Origin of the sequence: Pseudobutyrivibrio xylanivorans DSM 14809, assembly GCF_900141825.1 — a bacterium.
GTDB lineage: Bacteria > Bacillota > Clostridia > Lachnospirales > Lachnospiraceae > Pseudobutyrivibrio > Pseudobutyrivibrio xylanivorans.
Map to the genome: position 1 here is coordinate 46,567 of NZ_FQYQ01000017.1, position 17,756 is coordinate 64,322.

General features: G+C 35.8%; 15 protein-coding genes. 2 read left to right on the forward strand and 13 right to left on the reverse strand.

Features of this window, described 5'->3' with window-relative positions; translation table 11 throughout:
- Nucleotides 1-3 precede the first annotated feature (3 nt).
- From BUA88_RS11545 to BUA88_RS11575, 7 genes are read right to left on the reverse strand one after another with little or no spacing between them, the layout of a single operon-like run.
- Nucleotides 4-756 (reverse strand): WbqC family protein, encoded by a 753-nt coding sequence (locus BUA88_RS11545; RefSeq protein ID WP_072918163.1) that lies wholly within the window; start codon nt 754-756, stop codon nt 4-6.
- Nucleotides 740-1,885 (reverse strand): DegT/DnrJ/EryC1/StrS family aminotransferase, encoded by a 1,146-nt coding sequence (locus BUA88_RS11550; protein ID WP_242939614.1) that lies wholly within the window; start codon nt 1,883-1,885, stop codon nt 740-742. The genes BUA88_RS11545 and BUA88_RS11550 overlap by 17 nt, the downstream gene beginning before the upstream one ends.
- Before the next feature lie 11 nt (nt 1,886-1,896).
- Entirely contained in the window at nt 1,897-3,663 is a 1,767-nt protein-coding gene (locus BUA88_RS11555; protein ID WP_072918165.1) for an ABC transporter ATP-binding protein, read from the reverse strand.
- Between the two features lie 15 nt (nt 3,664-3,678).
- Nucleotides 3,679-5,559 (reverse strand): glycosyltransferase, encoded by a 1,881-nt coding sequence (locus BUA88_RS11560; RefSeq protein ID WP_072918167.1) that lies wholly within the window; start codon nt 5,557-5,559, stop codon nt 3,679-3,681.
- Nucleotides 5,560-5,571: 12 nt separating this feature from the next.
- Nucleotides 5,572-6,657: a glycosyltransferase family 2 protein gene (locus tag BUA88_RS11565; protein ID WP_072918170.1), complete on the reverse strand. Its 1,086-nt coding sequence runs from the start codon at nt 6,655-6,657 to the stop codon at nt 5,572-5,574.
- A gap of 15 nt (nt 6,658-6,672) precedes the next feature.
- Nucleotides 6,673-7,638: a glycosyltransferase family 2 protein gene (locus tag BUA88_RS11570; RefSeq protein WP_072918172.1), complete on the reverse strand. Its 966-nt coding sequence runs from the start codon at nt 7,636-7,638 to the stop codon at nt 6,673-6,675.
- Nucleotide 7,639: 1 nt separating this feature from the next.
- Nucleotides 7,640-8,404, reverse strand: a complete 765-nt coding sequence (locus BUA88_RS11575; RefSeq protein ID WP_072918198.1) for a glycosyltransferase family 32 protein — start codon at nt 8,402-8,404, stop codon at nt 7,640-7,642.
- A gap of 52 nt (nt 8,405-8,456) precedes the next feature.
- Here BUA88_RS11575 and BUA88_RS11580 point away from each other — a divergent pair, with 52 nt between their 5' ends.
- Entirely contained in the window at nt 8,457-9,386 is a 930-nt protein-coding gene (locus BUA88_RS11580) for a glycosyltransferase family 2 protein (RefSeq protein ID WP_072918174.1), read from the forward strand.
- Here BUA88_RS11580 and BUA88_RS11585 read toward each other — a convergent pair.
- Genes BUA88_RS11585 through BUA88_RS11610 form a run of 6 tightly spaced genes read right to left on the reverse strand, consistent with a single transcriptional unit; the run spans nt 9,373 to nt 16,115 of the window.
- Nucleotides 9,373-10,419, reverse strand: coding sequence for a glycosyltransferase family 2 protein (locus tag BUA88_RS11585; protein ID WP_072918177.1), 1,047 nt, complete (start codon nt 10,417-10,419; stop codon nt 9,373-9,375). The two genes, BUA88_RS11580 and BUA88_RS11585, sit on opposite strands and share 14 nt — an antisense overlap.
- Before the next feature lie 3 nt (nt 10,420-10,422).
- On the reverse strand, nt 10,423-12,522 hold the full coding sequence (locus BUA88_RS11590; protein ID WP_072918181.1) for a glycosyltransferase: 2,100 nt from the start codon (nt 12,520-12,522) through the stop codon (nt 10,423-10,425).
- 7 nt (nt 12,523-12,529) lie between these two features.
- Complete coding sequence (locus BUA88_RS11595; RefSeq protein WP_072918183.1) at nt 12,530-13,660, reverse strand: glycosyltransferase family 4 protein; 1,131 nt, start codon at nt 13,658-13,660, stop codon at nt 12,530-12,532.
- 30 nt (nt 13,661-13,690) lie between these two features.
- Nucleotides 13,691-14,674 (reverse strand): COG1361 family protein, encoded by a 984-nt coding sequence (locus BUA88_RS11600; RefSeq protein WP_072918185.1) that lies wholly within the window; start codon nt 14,672-14,674, stop codon nt 13,691-13,693.
- A gap of 9 nt (nt 14,675-14,683) precedes the next feature.
- A complete protein-coding gene (locus tag BUA88_RS11605; RefSeq protein ID WP_072918187.1) occupies nt 14,684-15,388 on the reverse strand; it encodes a CpsD/CapB family tyrosine-protein kinase in 705 nt (234 codons plus the stop codon).
- Between the two features lie 10 nt (nt 15,389-15,398).
- Nucleotides 15,399-16,115, reverse strand: coding sequence for a Wzz/FepE/Etk N-terminal domain-containing protein (locus BUA88_RS11610; protein ID WP_072918190.1), 717 nt, complete (start codon nt 16,113-16,115; stop codon nt 15,399-15,401).
- 411 nt (nt 16,116-16,526) lie between these two features.
- Here BUA88_RS11610 and BUA88_RS16365 point away from each other — a divergent pair.
- Nucleotides 16,527-17,756, forward strand: a 1,230-nt coding sequence (locus BUA88_RS16365; RefSeq protein WP_200798867.1) for a hypothetical protein, incomplete at its 3' end; no start/stop codon positions are given.

The window sequence follows — 17,756 nt, forward strand, 5'->3', positions numbered from 1 at the left end:
AAATTACTCCTCAACTAAATCTTCAGGGCTCTCATAACCATCAACAAGCTCATACTTGTTTAGTAATTCTGCTATCTGCTCCTTTGAACAGAACATCATAACATCGATTATAGATAAGTTTGGGATGAAATCATCGCAAAACTGCTTATATGATACATCCTGATCCATATTAACAAATTTTAACTCAAGACCATTTGCTGTAAAAAAGTTCTGAAAATAAAGCTTTGTTCCACCTATAGCATTGTAATATTCTGTAGCTCCAAGCTTCTTGCAGGTAGCAACAACATAATTTTCTCTTTTATAATCTCTGTCAAGATTTACATCTCTTGAAGCACGAATGATTGGTGTTGTAATACCAAGCTCTCTTGCTGTAAGCTTAATGGCATTCTCTAAGAAAGCTGCAATATTTTTGCCCTCTTCTGTAAGACCATATTCAAGCACCTGCTTAACATGCTCATATACATGCTCAAAATTAGGCGCATGTCTGTATTGACACTGGAGTGTATGAAGCATCTTCTCGATTTCTTCCTCAGTAAGTGCTGTCTCTGTCTCACAGATCAATTTGTTCTGTGATGGCTTGTGAACTGGAAGTCTGAAATACTGTGGTTCCTCATTCACTAAAATCTTATTTCTGTTTATATATCCCTGTTTAATATAATTTAAATTATCTGCAATAACATACTCATCTACTGCATTCATAAGCTGCCAATATCCAAGATATGGAAAAAAATATGGCTGATTAATTCCTACTTTCATTTTTCATCTCTCTTTTCTCAATAAGATCACAAATTCTTTGTACCTGGTACATTTCCAGGTCTGTATACAATGGCAATGTTAATATCTGCCTTGACACTCGATGTGCAATTGGAACATCCCCGTTGAAATCAAAATCTTTATAACAAGCAAATTCATTAGTAATCGGATAGAAATACTTTCTAACATGAATTCCCTGTTCACCTAAAAGCTTATGCAAATCATCTCTATTTATACCGTAATCATCCTCATTAACAATGATTGGACAATATGTATAATTCAACTCTACTGCGTCCTCATCATATTTAAGGAGCTGAATACCCTTTATCTTTGAGAGTCGCTCTCTGTAATAGTCATAGAGCTTTTTTCTTTTAAGTCGATTTTCTTCAAAATGCTTAAGATTGCAAAGTCCCATTGCTGCCTGGAACTCATTCATCTTTGCGTTAGCACCAACATACTCCACATTTTCTTCGTCCATAATTCCAAAGTTGTGAAGCTGGTAAACTCTTTTTATAACATCATAATCATTAGTAACAGCACAACCTCCCTCGATTGTGTTAAAAGCTTTTGTTGCATGGAAACTGAACATTGAAGCATCTCCAGCCTTGGCAATGCTTTCTCCATTAACTTTCTCTCCAAATGCATGAGCCGCATCATAAATTACTTTAAGATTATGCTTCTTGGCAATTTCTTCAATCTTTTTAATATCACAAGGCATGCCATAAACATGAACTGGTACTATAGCTGATGTCTTGTCTGTAATAAGTGATTCAATCTTATCCGCATCGATTGTACAATCACTTTCCTTTATATCACAAAAAACTGGAGTTAATCCATTCCTGACAATGGCATGGGTTGTGGAAGCAAATGTAAATGGCGTAGTAATAACTTCTCCCGACAGGTTCATAGCCTGTAAAATCATTTCAAGTGCCATATGTCCATTACAAAGTGTAAGACACTGCTCCACATCTAAATACTCCTTGAGCTGTCCAATGAACTCCAGAGTATATTTACCCAAATTTGTAAGCTGATGGGTATTCCAAATATCTCTAAGATATTCTTCGTACTCCTCAAAAGGCGGGAGTACTGGTTTTGTAACATAAATTTCTTCATTCATAACATTATTACTCATAACAACATCCCTTAAAAATCATTCATAAGCTGCTGTATTTCAGCATCATCTATAACTGTTACCTTTGTATCACTAATTCTATATACACGGTTGCATGCCGATAATACACTAGGTCTATGAGTTGTAAGGATACATGTGCGCTTTGCATCCTTCCTCATAAGATTGCTTAGAACTTTTCTCTCTGTAGCTACATCAAGAGCTGAAGTCGCCTCATCCATAAGTAGGATAGGTGTCTTTCTAAGGATAGCTCTTGCGATAGCAAGTCTTTGATTCTGTCCCTCAGAGAATCCAACTCCGCTTTCACCAATATTGTGGTAAATACCATCAGGAAGCTTCTTAACAAAGTCGTATGCGCAAGCCTGTTTTAGAGCATCTATAATCTCTTCATCAGTGGCTTCTGGTGCAATAAGCTGCATATTTTCCTTGATTGTTCCAGAAAGCATTGTATTACCCTGTGGAACATACGCAATAAGTGAACGGGTCTCTGTTGAGAATGAATATTTATCTCCATTCTCACCTGGAAGCTGAGCATAAACGTTACCGCTACCAGCTTTTATAATTCCAAGAAGTATACGTAGCATTGTAGTTTTACCCTCTCCCGAAGGACCTACAAGAGCAATGATTTCTCCTGGATTTGCCTCAAGCTGAACATCATTAAATATCTGATTACCATTCTTATATGCAAAGCTCATATTTTCTACACGAACTGAAACACCATCTTTTTCTGTCTCTACAGCAAACTTTTCATATTCTGCAGTTTCAACAAGCTTTTCGTTATTGATATCAAGGACTTCTCTAACACGCTCGATTGATACAGTAAGCTGAAGAGATAATGGTATCTGCTGAAGTAATGTTTTTCCTGCTGTTGCAATTCTGTATGCCATCATAATAACTACTGTAAGAGTACCAAAAGTCATTGCTCCAGAATCTACTCTAAAGAATGCCCAACCGATACAAATAATGGCTGAGAAAATACCTGCAAGGTAAGTAATAATCCAAGACAACAGCGAGAAAAGATTAGACCTCATATCTGCCTTATATCTATCCTGCTCTAAAAGAGTGATTCTTCTGTAGAATTCATCTGCCAATCCAAAAGCCTTAACAGCCTGAATATTGTGGAATGACTCTTTACTATACGCTGTCTCCCTACTTTCAATCTGTCTTATTATATTCTGTGCATCATACATCTTCTTCATGAAAATTCTAGAAGAAAGAACGATGATTGGAGCTACTATAATAACAACAAGAATCATACTTGCATCATTAACAAGGATAACTGCAAGGCACACGATTACCATCGCTGACTGTGTGATGATTGTAGTCAAAAATGAGCCAGCATTCTGTGAAATAATCTTTGCATCATTTGATATTCTTGAAATCAAATCTCCAGAGTGAAAGGCAGTAAGCTCTTCCCAATCCGCTTTTAATATCTTTTTAAAGAGCTTCTTTACCAGATCAGCCTGCATTGAATTGAAGTTCCATGCAGCAATACGATTTGCTGAAATACTTAAAAATGACATTACTACAAACATTACCACATAGAGCAATCCCATTCTGATAACTTGATTTGTATCCTTGGAAATCGCAAAGTCTACTACGTTTCCAACTTTATAAGTTATAAAGAAATCTACAACCAACTTTAATATTTCAACAAATGCATAAAACAAAATTCGTCCTAAATACATTCTGTAGAATGAATAAGCCCATTTAAGATTTACAAAAAGTCGGTTTATTATTCCATCTTTAAATTTTAATAATTTATTCTTATACTTTCCCAAAACAACTCTCCGTTTCTATGCTTTGCTTGCTCTGTTTTCGTCGTATCCCTCAGGATTCAGTATTGCTAACAGATATTCTTTACGTTGATGATTATCCAGTTGAGCGAAATTCTTAGTGTACTCGCTAATCATGATTCGCCTAAATCTATTATTTAATCCATATTTCTTGAAGGTTTCGTGATTATATGTAGGCATCAGCCAAATTATTTCTTCAAATAATGAATACACAATTAAACGATAAAAATCTGTATAAAACTGATTTTTACAACACTCAACCCTGTCTCTATGGGCATCCACAATGTCGAAATGCCTTAAGTTAGAGGATTGTTCTGAACTAGTAATACTGTTAGCTCTCATTCTGTAGTGATACAACGATTTATCAACGGTACAGATTATATTTGAAGCATCTATAATCCTATGAATAGCAAATTCATCTTCATGAAGCCTACCTGTTTGGAATTGAACCTCATCAAAAATTTCTCGTTTATATAGCTTGTTAACAGCTACGATAAACGCCAGATAATCCTCGGTAAAGATATTTCCAAGCACTTTCATGGCTGAAGTTTTTGAATAGGCTTTATCTCCATGAATACATATTTCCTGTGGTACATCCAACTCTTTTATTAGTCCACTTATGATAACATCTGCATTCTTTTTAAGTGCTACATTCAGCATGGCTTCTACATAATCAGAATCAACCCAATCATCTGAATCTATTAACGCAACGTATTCTCCAGAGGAAGCATTTATTCCTGTGTTTCTTGCAGCGGAAAGGCCTTGATTTTCTTGATAAATATATACAAATCTCGGATCTTTTTCTGAGTAAGACTTTGCTATTTTTCCTGAGCTATCTTTGGAACCATCATCAACCATTACTACCTGAATATTTTTATAGGTCTGACTAGCCAATGAATCCAAACATTCTACAAGATATTCTTCAACATTGTAAATTGGAACCACCAGGCTAACCAATGGATTTGTCAATTGATTAACAACTTCCTGTACGCCGATGTGTTCTGCCAGAGCTCTTACAAGCTCTGGCTCATTTACGTAAGAAATCTTTCTTGCAAATAACTTATCGCTTTGTTTCAACTCATCTAAATCCGTATATATGAATTCATAAGGTTCTCCGCGTTTCCAATCTATTAGTCTTAAAACATCTCCGGCAATTCTATCTTTATATTCTGAATTATATGCCAATGTGGCCATAAAAAACTCATCCGGCGTATTAGCAAAGGTGGAAAGCTTCATGATTTTGCTTTTCTTTGATAGCACAAATCTTGCAAAATCGTCTGTAATGGAAACCCAGTTATCGCCTTTAACAAAATCTATATCAGGATAATTATTCCTCCTGTCAAAGCCTCTTGATTCCTGCTTTCCAACAAGTTTCCAGTTAATGTTTTTTAACCATCTAAAGAATGCATTCTTTTTGCCAGGACCATCAAAATGTCCACGTCCAATCCAACGCATAAAGTAGTGATAATAACGTATTTTCCATGCGAAATCATCGCCTTCATCACCCTCGAAATGGTAATTAATGTATTCTAAATCTTTATCTTTCAATAAAGCATGTATGTAATCTTGATTTTTTAAAGGAAAATCTATTCCTGAGAGGAAATGATAATAGTGATAATGTCCTGCTTTTGTAGCACATTCCAGCAGATTAAGCTCACACTTAACGAAGCTCGAATGGCCCCAACGTACATTCATTCTAGGAACGAAAACCAAGCCAGCGCTTTTTACCCATGACTTTATTTCGTCATGATTCACGTGACTGGTTTTCTTATCGATATGCAAATAAATGTCATTCCTATCATCATCAATAGCCTTCAGTAAATAATGCAATGATTCGAAATCATTATGTGCCATGATGAGATATGCATGTTTCTTTTCCACAACAAATCTCCTTTAGGATAACTGCCACTCTCTGATAGTATCCCATTTTCGCAATTTGCGATAAATATCATATATACTCAGATATATCTTTTCACAAAAGTCATCTCTAACATAAGCGTCTATATATAAACCATATCTGTAATAAAGACGAACCTTTTCCTTACAATAAAAGTCTTTGAACTCATCTTTGTGTTTTAACGATTCAATAAGATATCTGTAGTAATATTCATCATTCACCTCTTTTACAAGCTGCAGTGCTTCCTCTGCATTATGCCTCCAAAATCCATGAAGCGTAAGCTTGTAAAAAAGCTGATAAAACTTATCTTTAAGTTCTCCCGAAAAAACCTGATTAAATCTTGGCTCTATTCCCTTCACCAAAGCCAAATGCTCCCTAAAATTCTTTTCAAGGGATTTGGCATTTTCCATGGCCGAATTTTCTCTGATGAGATAATAATATATTCTGTCCTCTATACAATTAATAGATGAGGCATAAAAGCCATAGCAAATATTAAAAGCTAAATCCTCACCAAGATGACAGTTCTCATCAAATCTGAGGTGATTATCTTTAATGATTGAGGTAATGAAGAGCTTGTCCCATACCTCGAATCCGATAAAGTATTCAAGGAGCTCGTCCCTAATAAGCTTAAAACGTGCCTCTGGTGTTTCTGTGTGCTTAATTCCTTTTGTAAAATTAAATGGCTCAAGTAAACTGTCAGCTTCGTCTATACGATTATATTGACAATTAACCCAGCTCGCACCTGATGACTCAATTGCATTTACCATTATCTCCACTGCATCATTTCTCAGGTAGTCGTCCGCATCGACAAACTGTAAATAATATCCTGTGGCAATTTCAATGGCAAAGTTTCTAGTAGCAGAGACTCCAACATTTTCTCTACGAAAGCCCTTGACCCTCTCATCCTTTTTCATAAAGGACTCGATGTGATTCCAAGTATTGTCTTTAGAACCATCATCAACAACCAATATCTCTATTTCAGAATAGGTCTGAGCCAAGATTGATTCCAAGCATCTGTCTATATAATTTTCCACGTTGTATGCTGGAACAATTATAGATACCAGCTTTTTCGTGTTACACATTTTTCACTCTTCCTATTACTTTATAAATGTTTTGCAAAACAACCCAGGTGAAATTGTAAACATCTTATATTTAGCTTTCTGCTTATCACTAAGTAAGTGAGAGTATTCCGCATATACCTCAGCATATTTTTTCTTTACAGCATTCTGCATGTTTACATTTCCATCTTTATAATATTGAGCAAGCTTAATGAAAATCCACTTAACCAGAGAAAGAACAAAATCCTTTTCTCCATCCTCATCCAGCTCATTAGCAATCTTGATTCGCTCTATATAAGCATCTACGAATTCCAGATGATATAATGCACTTTTATTCTTCTCACCAGTAATACTTGTTTCATTAGTTCTATATACATAGTTTTGTAAAGGAACAAACGTAACCTTTTCAACCGTTCTAAGAATGTTATTAATCATGAACTCATCTTCGTGAAATTTTCCTTTTTCAAATCGAAGATCAGTAAATATATTTCTTTTATACATCTTATTCCATAGAACAACCATTATGACATATTCTCTTGAAATAGGATTGGTTAACCAGCTTAAACATCCCTTTGGGTCCAACTGAATCACCTTGTCCAAAGGTGTTTCAGCTTCACTAAGTTTTACAGAAGCTATATCGCACATGACGATATCTGAATTAGTCTTATTCATAGCTATAATAAATGTTTCAAGATAATTTTCTTTTACGAAATCATCATTGTCTATGAAACAGATATAATCGCCCTTTGCCATGTCCAGCCCTTTATTTCTGGTTGCAGCAACTCCTGAATTAGACTGATGCACCACCTTTACTCTGGAATCCTTTTTATACCACTCGTCACAAATGGCACCGCTAGAATCCTTCGAACCGTCATCTATAAGTATCAATTCAAAATTCTGATATGTCTGCTTCATTATCGAAGAAATACAGTAATCAAGAAATTTTTCTGCATTGTAAACTGGCACAATGACTGATATTAATTTATTCTGTGTACCATTCTCCAAGTTACTTTTCTCCTTTAATATGGTCTTTTAAATTCATTATTTTCTCAAGAATCTTTGAACCTTTTTCTTCACCAAATAATCTATTCAAGAACCTCATTAGGGCTATATATTTTTTCTCTCCCTTATTTTTCCAGCTGGCATCAAAATGATGGATTGAATAAGTATTATCTGTAATTGTTATCTTCCCTGTCGACCAACTCTTAGGGCAAAAATATTCAGTAGGGAATATATCAATATCTGCAATTCTCTGTTTGGAACCATCAAGCTTTAGTCCATGTTTAAGCAAAACTTTTGTACAAAGTCTTGGACTTTCTATATTCTGTAATTCACCATCGATTAATTCATATGGCTCATCACCTTCATAGCAGGCAATCATTTCTTTAAAAATTGGAAGGCCTGGCATGCAGCCAAATCCCTGTCCATCATTAACTACCTGAGACGATTCAAATCCCTTAAATGCCTTTAATTCGCAAAGAGGTGTTAAATCTTTGACAACCTCAACATCAGTATCTAAATAAATCCCACCATGGTTGTACATGATATCCAATCTGGCGTAGTCCGGTACAAATGCCCATTTTTTCTCCTGATATGCCTTTTCCATATAAGGATGCTTATGGACATCATAGTTAGTCTCATTCCACTCTTTTATTTCAAAATCAGGACAATACTTTTTCCAACTATCTATGCACTTTTGAACAGACTCAGGTTTTGGTTTTCCACCAAACCAGCAATAGTGTATTGTCTTTGGAATTAATAACTCGCTCATTCTATCCTCACTCTTCATTGAAGTTATCTAATATATCTCTTATAATCTAAATATGAATAAAACACTCACAACAATTATTCCATTTTTCAATGGTGGCAATGATATTTGCACCATGCTCGATAGCATCTTATCAGGAGCAATTTTGCCCGATGAAATTCTTCTTATCGATGATGGTTCCACCGATAACTCATCAAGTATCGCCATGGATTATGCTAACCGCTGTCCGTTTATTAAATACATAAAGCAAAATCATGCAGGCGTATCTGCCGCTAGAAACTTAGGTCTCAAATATGCCACATGTAATTGGATTAGCTTCCTAGATGCAGATGACTATATCGAAAAAAATTTTTACAAGGAAATGATGAATGCCATTACTGACGATTCCTTTGGCGGAAGCGTCTGCGGTTATTTCACTGAAATAAATGGTCTTTCGACACCATATTCCGGATCATATCCGTCTGTTATCGATTCATCAACTCTCTTAAAAGCAATGTTTTCTGACGAAAATGTTAGAGGCTTTTTAGTCACTCGCCTCTTTAAGACTGAGCTTTTAAAAAACATTTCCTTTAATGAAAATATAAGTATTTGCGAAGATCTGTTATTCCAAAGCACATTTTTATCAAAATATCCTGATTTAAAATTTGGCTTTGTTAATCTTCCTCTGTATCATTATGTGCAAAACAGCACATCTGCTACCACTAGCTTAAATCTGTTCAACGGAACAGAATATAAATATAAACCCGCCTTCGATGAAATCAGAAAACTAATCTCAGAAGACTTTATAGAAGACAGCTATAATTCGATTCTCGAATATAGCATGTACAGCTTATTAAAGGAATACAAAAAAGGGAATAAATCTCTTTTACCTCAAATAAGAGGAGTGCAAAAGGAACTTAAAAATGTTCATCCCGTTCATCACTCTAAAAGACGCGTGGCATACCTAACTGCACCAATTTTATATAGTTTTTTCATCCCTTCATAAACTGGTATATACCACGGAAGAAATAGAATATCTGGAACATTCCAGTTCTTAAGCACACATATCTAAGTGTGCTTATTTTTTTTGCAGCATATATTTCCTTGAGAGTTGTCTGAAATTCTTTTGATTTCAACTCTTTACTTAGCTTATCCTTGGTGTTCGCTGTTTTTCGTTTCAAAGAAGCTTCGTACATACTTGAAAGACGACATACCCAGTCATTTATGTAAATACTCTTTACTACTAGTATATTCTCTTCAGTAACTCCCTTCTGAGCAGTAATCCAATTTATAAAACGTCTGTATATATATTTTGTATCCTCTAAATCATCAGCATGATATGTTATAGAAAGGCTATCGCCTGTTCTTTTAACATAGTGATAAAGGCATTTATTAATAACTCCAATATTTCCAGAACATTTATCTAGATAATCCAAATTAAACCTTAAATCCTCACCGATATTTATGTTCCTATCAAATTTGATATCATTCTCCTTAATAAAATTAAGGTTATAGCATTTGTTAGTAACAAAATTGAACATTTTTAGCCACGCTAATGTTGAAGCTGCAGCTCTTGAAATAAGATAATTCTCCCCTTCAACAAAACCATATGCAGATTCTAAAAGGCATTTCTTGTTCTTAACATTTTTGTTGTAGCGATTGTCAAAAAACATTCCACAACAAATAAGACTCATGTCAGAGTTTTCCCATTCGTTTATTGCCTGGACGTATCTTTCAGCCAAATCTGGTTCTGGATAATCATCTGCATCACAAAAGAAAATATAATCTCCTTTAGCATGACTTATACCTTCATTTCTAGTGGCAGAAACTCCCATGTTAGAGCGAGAAAACACATTGATTCTAAAATCCTTTTTTGCGTATTCATTGAGTATATCAAGCGTTTCGTCATCAGAGCCATCATTCACTACTATAATCTCTAACTCCTGATATGTCTGATTTAATAGCGCGTCAAGACAGTCTTTTATGCAATTCACTCCGTTGTAAACCGGTACTACTACCGATAATGTCTTATTTTCCATACCCTATGCCTTAATAATCCTAAACACAATCAAAGCTATTTTTTTTCTAAGAGAAATACTCTTTGGAACACCATACTTCCCCAATAGTTCATTATATTGCGTTCTAGCTCTCCCTTTTGTAGTTCCATTTACATTTCTGTAAACGTATTTAATATATTGAAGCAACACCAAAATGCTGTAATCAACCAGGTGCTGTTCATTTAACTTTTTAAAATATTGAATTCTCTCCTCTATCGCCAGAAGATAATCACCGTAACGCTTCTCCAATCCTGATTTCATAATACTATTATCACGTTGATAATATTTATAAAAGCAATCAGGCATATAAGTTACTATTTTTGACTTATATAAAACCTTATATGTTGTAGCCTCATCCTCGTGTAATCGTCCTTCAGGGAATCTTATGTCTTTCCAAAGCTCAGACTTATATAATTTATTCCATGCTGTGGTGCAAAGATTATTATTGCTCATCATCTGCATAACTGCTTCACGACCACTCCAAATTCCAGGCTTTACGTTCGTAAACGGCTCATCCGGTAATGTATCAAATACTTGAACAAATCCACATGCAGCGACATCTGCCTTACACTCGATTAAATGTTTCATCAATTTGTCAAGTGTATCAGCTTCAAGGTAGTCATCACTATCTACAAAGAAAATATAGCTACCAGTTGATGCATCAAGGCCTGCATTCCTTGCTCCTGATAACCCCCTATTTTCTTGATGGATAACTCTGACTCTTGAATCAACATTTTTATAATTATCGCAAATAATATCACTACCGTCAGTCGAACCATCATTAATAAGAATTATTTCTAAATCCCTATATGTTTGGTTAAGCAAAGAATTTATGCAGCGCTCCAATTCATTTTTAGCATTATAAATTGGAACAATTACCGAAATTTTATTTTGTGAACATTCTGTGTCTAAAATATTCACTAGTCTATAATAATAGCTATTGATATCAAACTCCACTACTCTTCTTGCCACAGAAAAGGCTTTTTTGCCAAGTAAATTTCTATAGTCAGAATCAACAGCCAGCTTTTCCATTTCCAAAGATAATTTCTGTATAAAATCAGAATTTTTATCAACTATTACAGCCCCATCACCCACTACTTCTGGAATCGCTCCGGAGTTTGTAGTAATAAGAGCCATGCCTTTGGCAATAGTCTCAAGTGCAACTAATCCGAATGGTTCTTCGTCCACTGTAGGCATAACAACCACATCAAATTCATTGTACTTTTCTGCCATCTGGGTCGTAGCCAAACGCTTATGGCAAATTATATTTTCATGGTATTTCTCAGCCTTATTAAATATCTTTTTTTCATAAGAACATAGTCTGTCTGAGAATCCTATGATTTCGAATATTAGTCTATTTTTTAATTCGGGTGTAACACGTATTAGCATTTGAATGAATGCCTCAACAGCCTCCATGACACCCTTATTAGGAATAATTCTTCCTGCATATAGGAATCGTATCATTCCATCATCTATTCTTGTTGTCATTGAATACTCATTTAAAGATATACCGTTATACAAAAGATGAACGACTGCATCTTCTGAGTATTTAAGTATTTGAGTTTTTATATATTGGCTAACAGCTATAAACTGCACGCCATTACTTACCAAAGTAGAGATGTACTTCGGAGTACGGTATACATCAACATCATTATGCATATGAAAATAAATTGGGTAATCTCTGGAAAAACCAGTTCTTTTTAATAGTTCAATTGCTAATGACATCTGATTTTCCACTATAACAGCAGAATAAGAACCATCCATTTTAGATGATTCTTCCATAAATGCGGCTATTATTTGCTTATCTAGTAAACGCTTCGCACTTTTAATCTTAATGCTTCTGTAGTATTTGTCGCAAACTCTATCCAGTTTTGAAATAATACCTTTTGGTGAAATTTGAATAATATTAGTACATGAGTACTTTTTCAATTCATAAGAATGATCAGCGACTGTGTACAAATCAATCGCATATTTCTTGGATATTTCATTTTGATTAACAATGCATGTAATTAACTCTTCAACGGCCCCGCCTTTTGAGGCAGGGACCGGAAGAATGCAAGGTGCGATAATAGCTATCTTTTTCATAATCTCACTATAAAGCTTTCAATCCACACTTATAGAGGTTAATAGTGCGGGCTACAACATCATCCCAGTTATATTTACTAAGAACATAATCTGCAGCCTGCTCCTTGTATGCACAAACTTCATTTTTGTTATCTAGGAGCTGAACAAGCTTGTCCTTTAAGTCATCAACATCTCCCTTTTTAAAGGTGATCCCCTTATCAGCGACAACCCCGGCAGTCTCATTAATATCACTTACAAGACAGCAGTTGCCATAGCTCATTGCCTCGAGAAGAGAAATAGGCATTCCTTCAACATCACTTGGAAGAACATATAAATATGCATTTGAATATAATTCTTCAAGAATCTGTCCCTGCTGGAATCCTAAGAGCATGATTCTATCATCTTCTCTGGCAGCTTTTTTTATCTTTGAAACATAATCGTTGCTATGGCTGGTACCACCAACGATAACAAGTTTCTTATCTGTATGTATCTGCTTATAAGCCTTTATTAAATAATGAAGGCCTTTCTCAGGTACAATTCTTGCAAGGAAGAGAATGTAGTCATCCTTCTTTAAGCCAAACTGTTCGGTAATCTCCTGCGCCTCAAGAATCTCCGGCTTGCCAATTCCGTTAGGAATAAGTGTTGCCTCTCTGCCATAAGTATCTTTGAAGAACTTTTTATTACCTTCAGAAAGAACAATTAACTCATCTGCATATTTTGCAGCGCATTTCTCTCCAAACTCCAAATATCTGGTAGCGAATCCGCCCCACTTAGCTCTCTGACTATCAATACCATGGATAGTAGCCACTGTGCGAATGCCAAGAATATGCGGGAGCCACAACATTGCGCAAGGGCCTGACGCATGAAAATGTATTACATCATAATGATGAAATACAGCATGCAATGTAGCCAACACCGAATAGATTGTAGCATTTAAACTTTTTTTCTCAGATGTAGGAACTGTAATAATGTGAATACCTTTGTACATTTTTCCAATTTCAACATCATTCTCTGCCCCTGAAACATGGTGACCTGCTCTGTTATATACATATACATCATGTCCTTCAGCCACCATTTTAGTTGCAAGCTCTTCTACAACTATCTCGATTCCGCCCTCACGAGAAGGAATACGCTTATGACCAATCATTGCGATTTTCATTACCAAATCTCCCTAACTAAATATCTAAAACTATCTCTTCTTGATATAAATAAATACTGTTGCTGCTGCAAATAAAAGAACAACGCCAGCCACGGCTGTTCCTACAAGACTAAGGATTCCCTTTAATCCTGATTGAGAATCCTCTTCAACATTCTCTTTACTAACAGTAACATCAAATGTGCCTAAATCAGTAACATTCTGCTGACCATCAACATCTGTGTAAGCAAGAGAGACCTGAATCTGCTGATTACCAGACTCTTTAAATGATACATAAAAATCCTCTGTATAGCTCTTTCCTGCGTATACAGTATCTAATTTAATCTCTTTGCTTGGGTTTGAAACATTACCATCAACTATAATTCTAGCATCTGTGATGTTAGCTGAACTCTGATTAACATAGCTGATTGCAAGTAATGACTTACCATTAACAATAGCATGTGAGCTTACATCAATAGACTTAACACCGATTGTGCTTCCACCAGATCTTGGAATAACAATCATTGCTTGATTTGATAATCTTGCATTCTGAGCTGCGTAATCAAACTGACAAATTAGATCAACTGCATCACCCATGTAAGTCTGACCAATTGTCATTGGAACAGAAACAGTCTTAGTCTTATCTGCGCCAATGTTTCCAACATAAATCTGGTTATCATTTCCATATGCTGGGTATAAGCTGCCTGTAGTGTTAGAAAGTGTCATCATTACACTTGTAGCAGCCATGCTTGATGATGTGTTATGAAGTGTAAGATTAACTGTAATCTCCTTACCAGCCTCAATCATACCACCATCTATTGTATAATCCTGAATCTCAATAATAGCAGCAACAGAACCCTCTACTGGCTCTGCAACAGTTGTTGTCTGTGTAGTAGTTTCTTCTGTAGCTTCAGTAGCTTCCTCAGCTGTTTCTCCAAGCTCCGTAGCATTAGCTACCAAGCTCATGTTTGTGCCTATGCAAATAATAGCAAAGAGGCAAACTGTAATTTTCTTTAAAATATTATTAAGGTTTTTCATCACTGCCTCCTAGTTTTTCTTTGAATTCTTTTTTGCATAACGCTCGTTCTGGAAGTAGTCATAATCTGCGTTAACATCGATGTACTGATCCATATCAAGCTTATTTACAATTGTTCCAATAAGATTAGCCTTCACTTCTGAAAGTGCATTTGCTGCATCAACAAGGCCTCGCTTTGTAGTCTCACCAATAGATGATACAAGAATTGTTGCATCAACATTAACAGCGATTACCTTAGCATCCATTGCAGCGTTAATAGCAGGCATGTCATAAATAATATAATCATATGTGTTTGCAAGCTCTTCTCTTGCTATATTCATCTTGTTTGAGCAAAGAAGTCTAACTGGATTATCAATAAGTTCTCCACATGGAATGTATGAAAGATTCTCTGTAGTAGTCTCACAAACAATTCTATCAAGAGTAACTCTATCCATAAGATAATCAGAAAGTCCCTCTGAAACATTTTCATTTAATCTCTTATAACGGTTTTTCTTTCTCATATCACCGTCTATAAGAACAGTCTTCCAACCTGAACTGGCAAGAGCGGCTGCAAGGTTGATAGCTACAGTTGTAGCACCATCACCAGCTTCACAACCACAGATAACGAAGCTCTTATATCCGTTCTGAGTCTTAAGAATATGAAGATTCATAACTGCCTGATCAAAGGCATCATTTAATACGTAATTATCATTTCTATATATTTCTAACTTCTTCATTTTAGCCCTCCTACTCCTTGTAATCTGGAATGAGTCCTATTACAGGAATACTCTCTCTAACTGATGCCTCTCGAACTGTACGAACCTTTCTGTCGAAGATTTCGCAAAGAACAACAATAGCACATGCAAAAACAAAACCTGCAGCCATAGCTAAAATACGCTTCTTCCATGCGTCAACAGTTGCATTCTTAGACATTGTATATGTATAAGCATTATCCAAAGTCTTAACTGAATCTGTATTCAAGATATCAGACATCTCGATTGCATATGACTGAGCCATAGCATCTGCCATCTCCATTGAAAGAGCTGGATCATTTGTAGTAGCACTAAATGAAATAATAGTAGCTGAAATATTCATGAAACTTGAAATAGCAGAGCTGCTTGAACTCTTTGTAGATGAAGAATTAACAGAAACTGCACCCTGTACATCTGAAGCTGAAACATCACTACGTCCAATGATTAACGCTGCTCTCTGGCTAACCTTATGTGAATTAGCTACATTAAGGTAAGCATTCATAGCTGTTACGGCGTTTGTAGCATCTGCATAAGAACCATCTGCTGCAGCATAAACAGTAGCGACTGCTGTATACTCATCCTCGCCTACATTAAGTGTTAAACCCAATCCTGCAATAAAGAACAAAATTGTAATCAATCCAATAAATTTCTTCTTTTTAAGTAATGCTGCCAAGCATCTTCCCACATCAATTTCTAACTCATTTTTAAACATAATTAAAAAAATCCTTCCTCGTTTAATAAAAATGATACTATTCGCAATGTAAATGATTATAGCATCAACCCCCAATACTTGTATATTGATATTTTCTTTATATTAACAAGCAATAATTTTTATTTTTTGTTTATTTTCACAAAAAATACACAAACGTATTTATAATCACTAACTCGTTCTAAGACGTTATAACAATTACAGCCATTTTATCACATTTTTCACATCATATTATAAAAGGTAACAGTTGTGTCTTTTACCTCACAAAGTACAAATGGGAGTATATTTTCAGAGAACATATTTTTTATAACTTTTTTCAAGGTCTTTTTTCAAATCTTACACATTTTATTCATACTCATTACCTACACTTTTTTTACGATGACAAATCTACCATGAAAGGAGCTGTTGTAACATATGAAAAGGTCTTTAGTTATCTTGTTAGTAGCAGTTCTTGCTACAACTCCTATTTCAGTTCTGGCAACTGGTTCCCCCGATGATCCTGCACCAATAGAAGAAACCACCACAGTTTCGGAACCAGCTAGTGCTCCTGAGGATACTACACCAATTGTAGAAACTCCGGCGCCAGCTGAAGAGGATCCAGTGGAATCTCCAACCGTCGATGGAGAACCAAAAGAAGAAACGCCAAAATCTGATGTAACTTCAGAAGAAGGAAATCTTTCTGAATCAGAAGGCGAGAAAGGTGCTGATGTTTCAGCTGAAGGTGAAGTCCCTGAAGGAGAACTTCCTGAAGAAAAACCAGAAGAAGAATCTACCGATGAGGATGAAAACAGCGAGCACGAGCACACATTCGAATATATATGCAATGATGACGGCACACATACTAAGCGATGCACTGGCTCAATCACTATTGAATTAGAGGATGGAGAAAGTGAAGAAGTTGCATGTGATTACGAAGAAATCGAACCTTGTGAATTCGGTGAAGACGGAAAATGTATTTACTGTGGTTACGAAGAACCTGAAGAGGAAGAGGAATTCAATCCTTCTATTTCCTTTTCAAATTCTAACTTAAGCTGTACTATCGGTGACTCTAATCCTGTAATTTGTCTCTATATATCCCAGGAAGATTACGATATTGCATATGCTCAGGTTTGCTATGGAAACTATTCGAAAAATCAATTTATCAATGTAGGTTTGGCACGTGGCAAATATTTTGATTATAGACAAAATGAATTTGTAACCAATCTTGGGGATGCATGGTATGGCAGTCCTAATATTCTAGGTGAGTACTCTGAGGGTAGTTATGACCTCAGGTCTGTTTATGTGCGCAGTACCAGCGGAGAATCAGTACACTACTCTCTTGAATCTGATACCTTACCAGAAGAGTTACAGAATAACTCTATAGAAGTTTCTGGTCCAAAAACCGTTTTTGGCAAAGTAAGGGATTTGTTATCTAGTTCTAATGATATGGAAGTAGATAAGTCGGCTATGGAAGAAAGTCCAGCTCCTGACGCAGATACTCCGGTTGTATCTGATCCGAGCAGTTATGTTGAAGAAGAAGTAGTAGATAATCCAGAGCCAGTAATAGCAGAACCTACACCTACCCCAACACCTAAGGCTACTCCGACTCCAACGCCTAAGCCTACACCTACTCCAACGCCTAAGGCTACTCCAACTCCAACACCT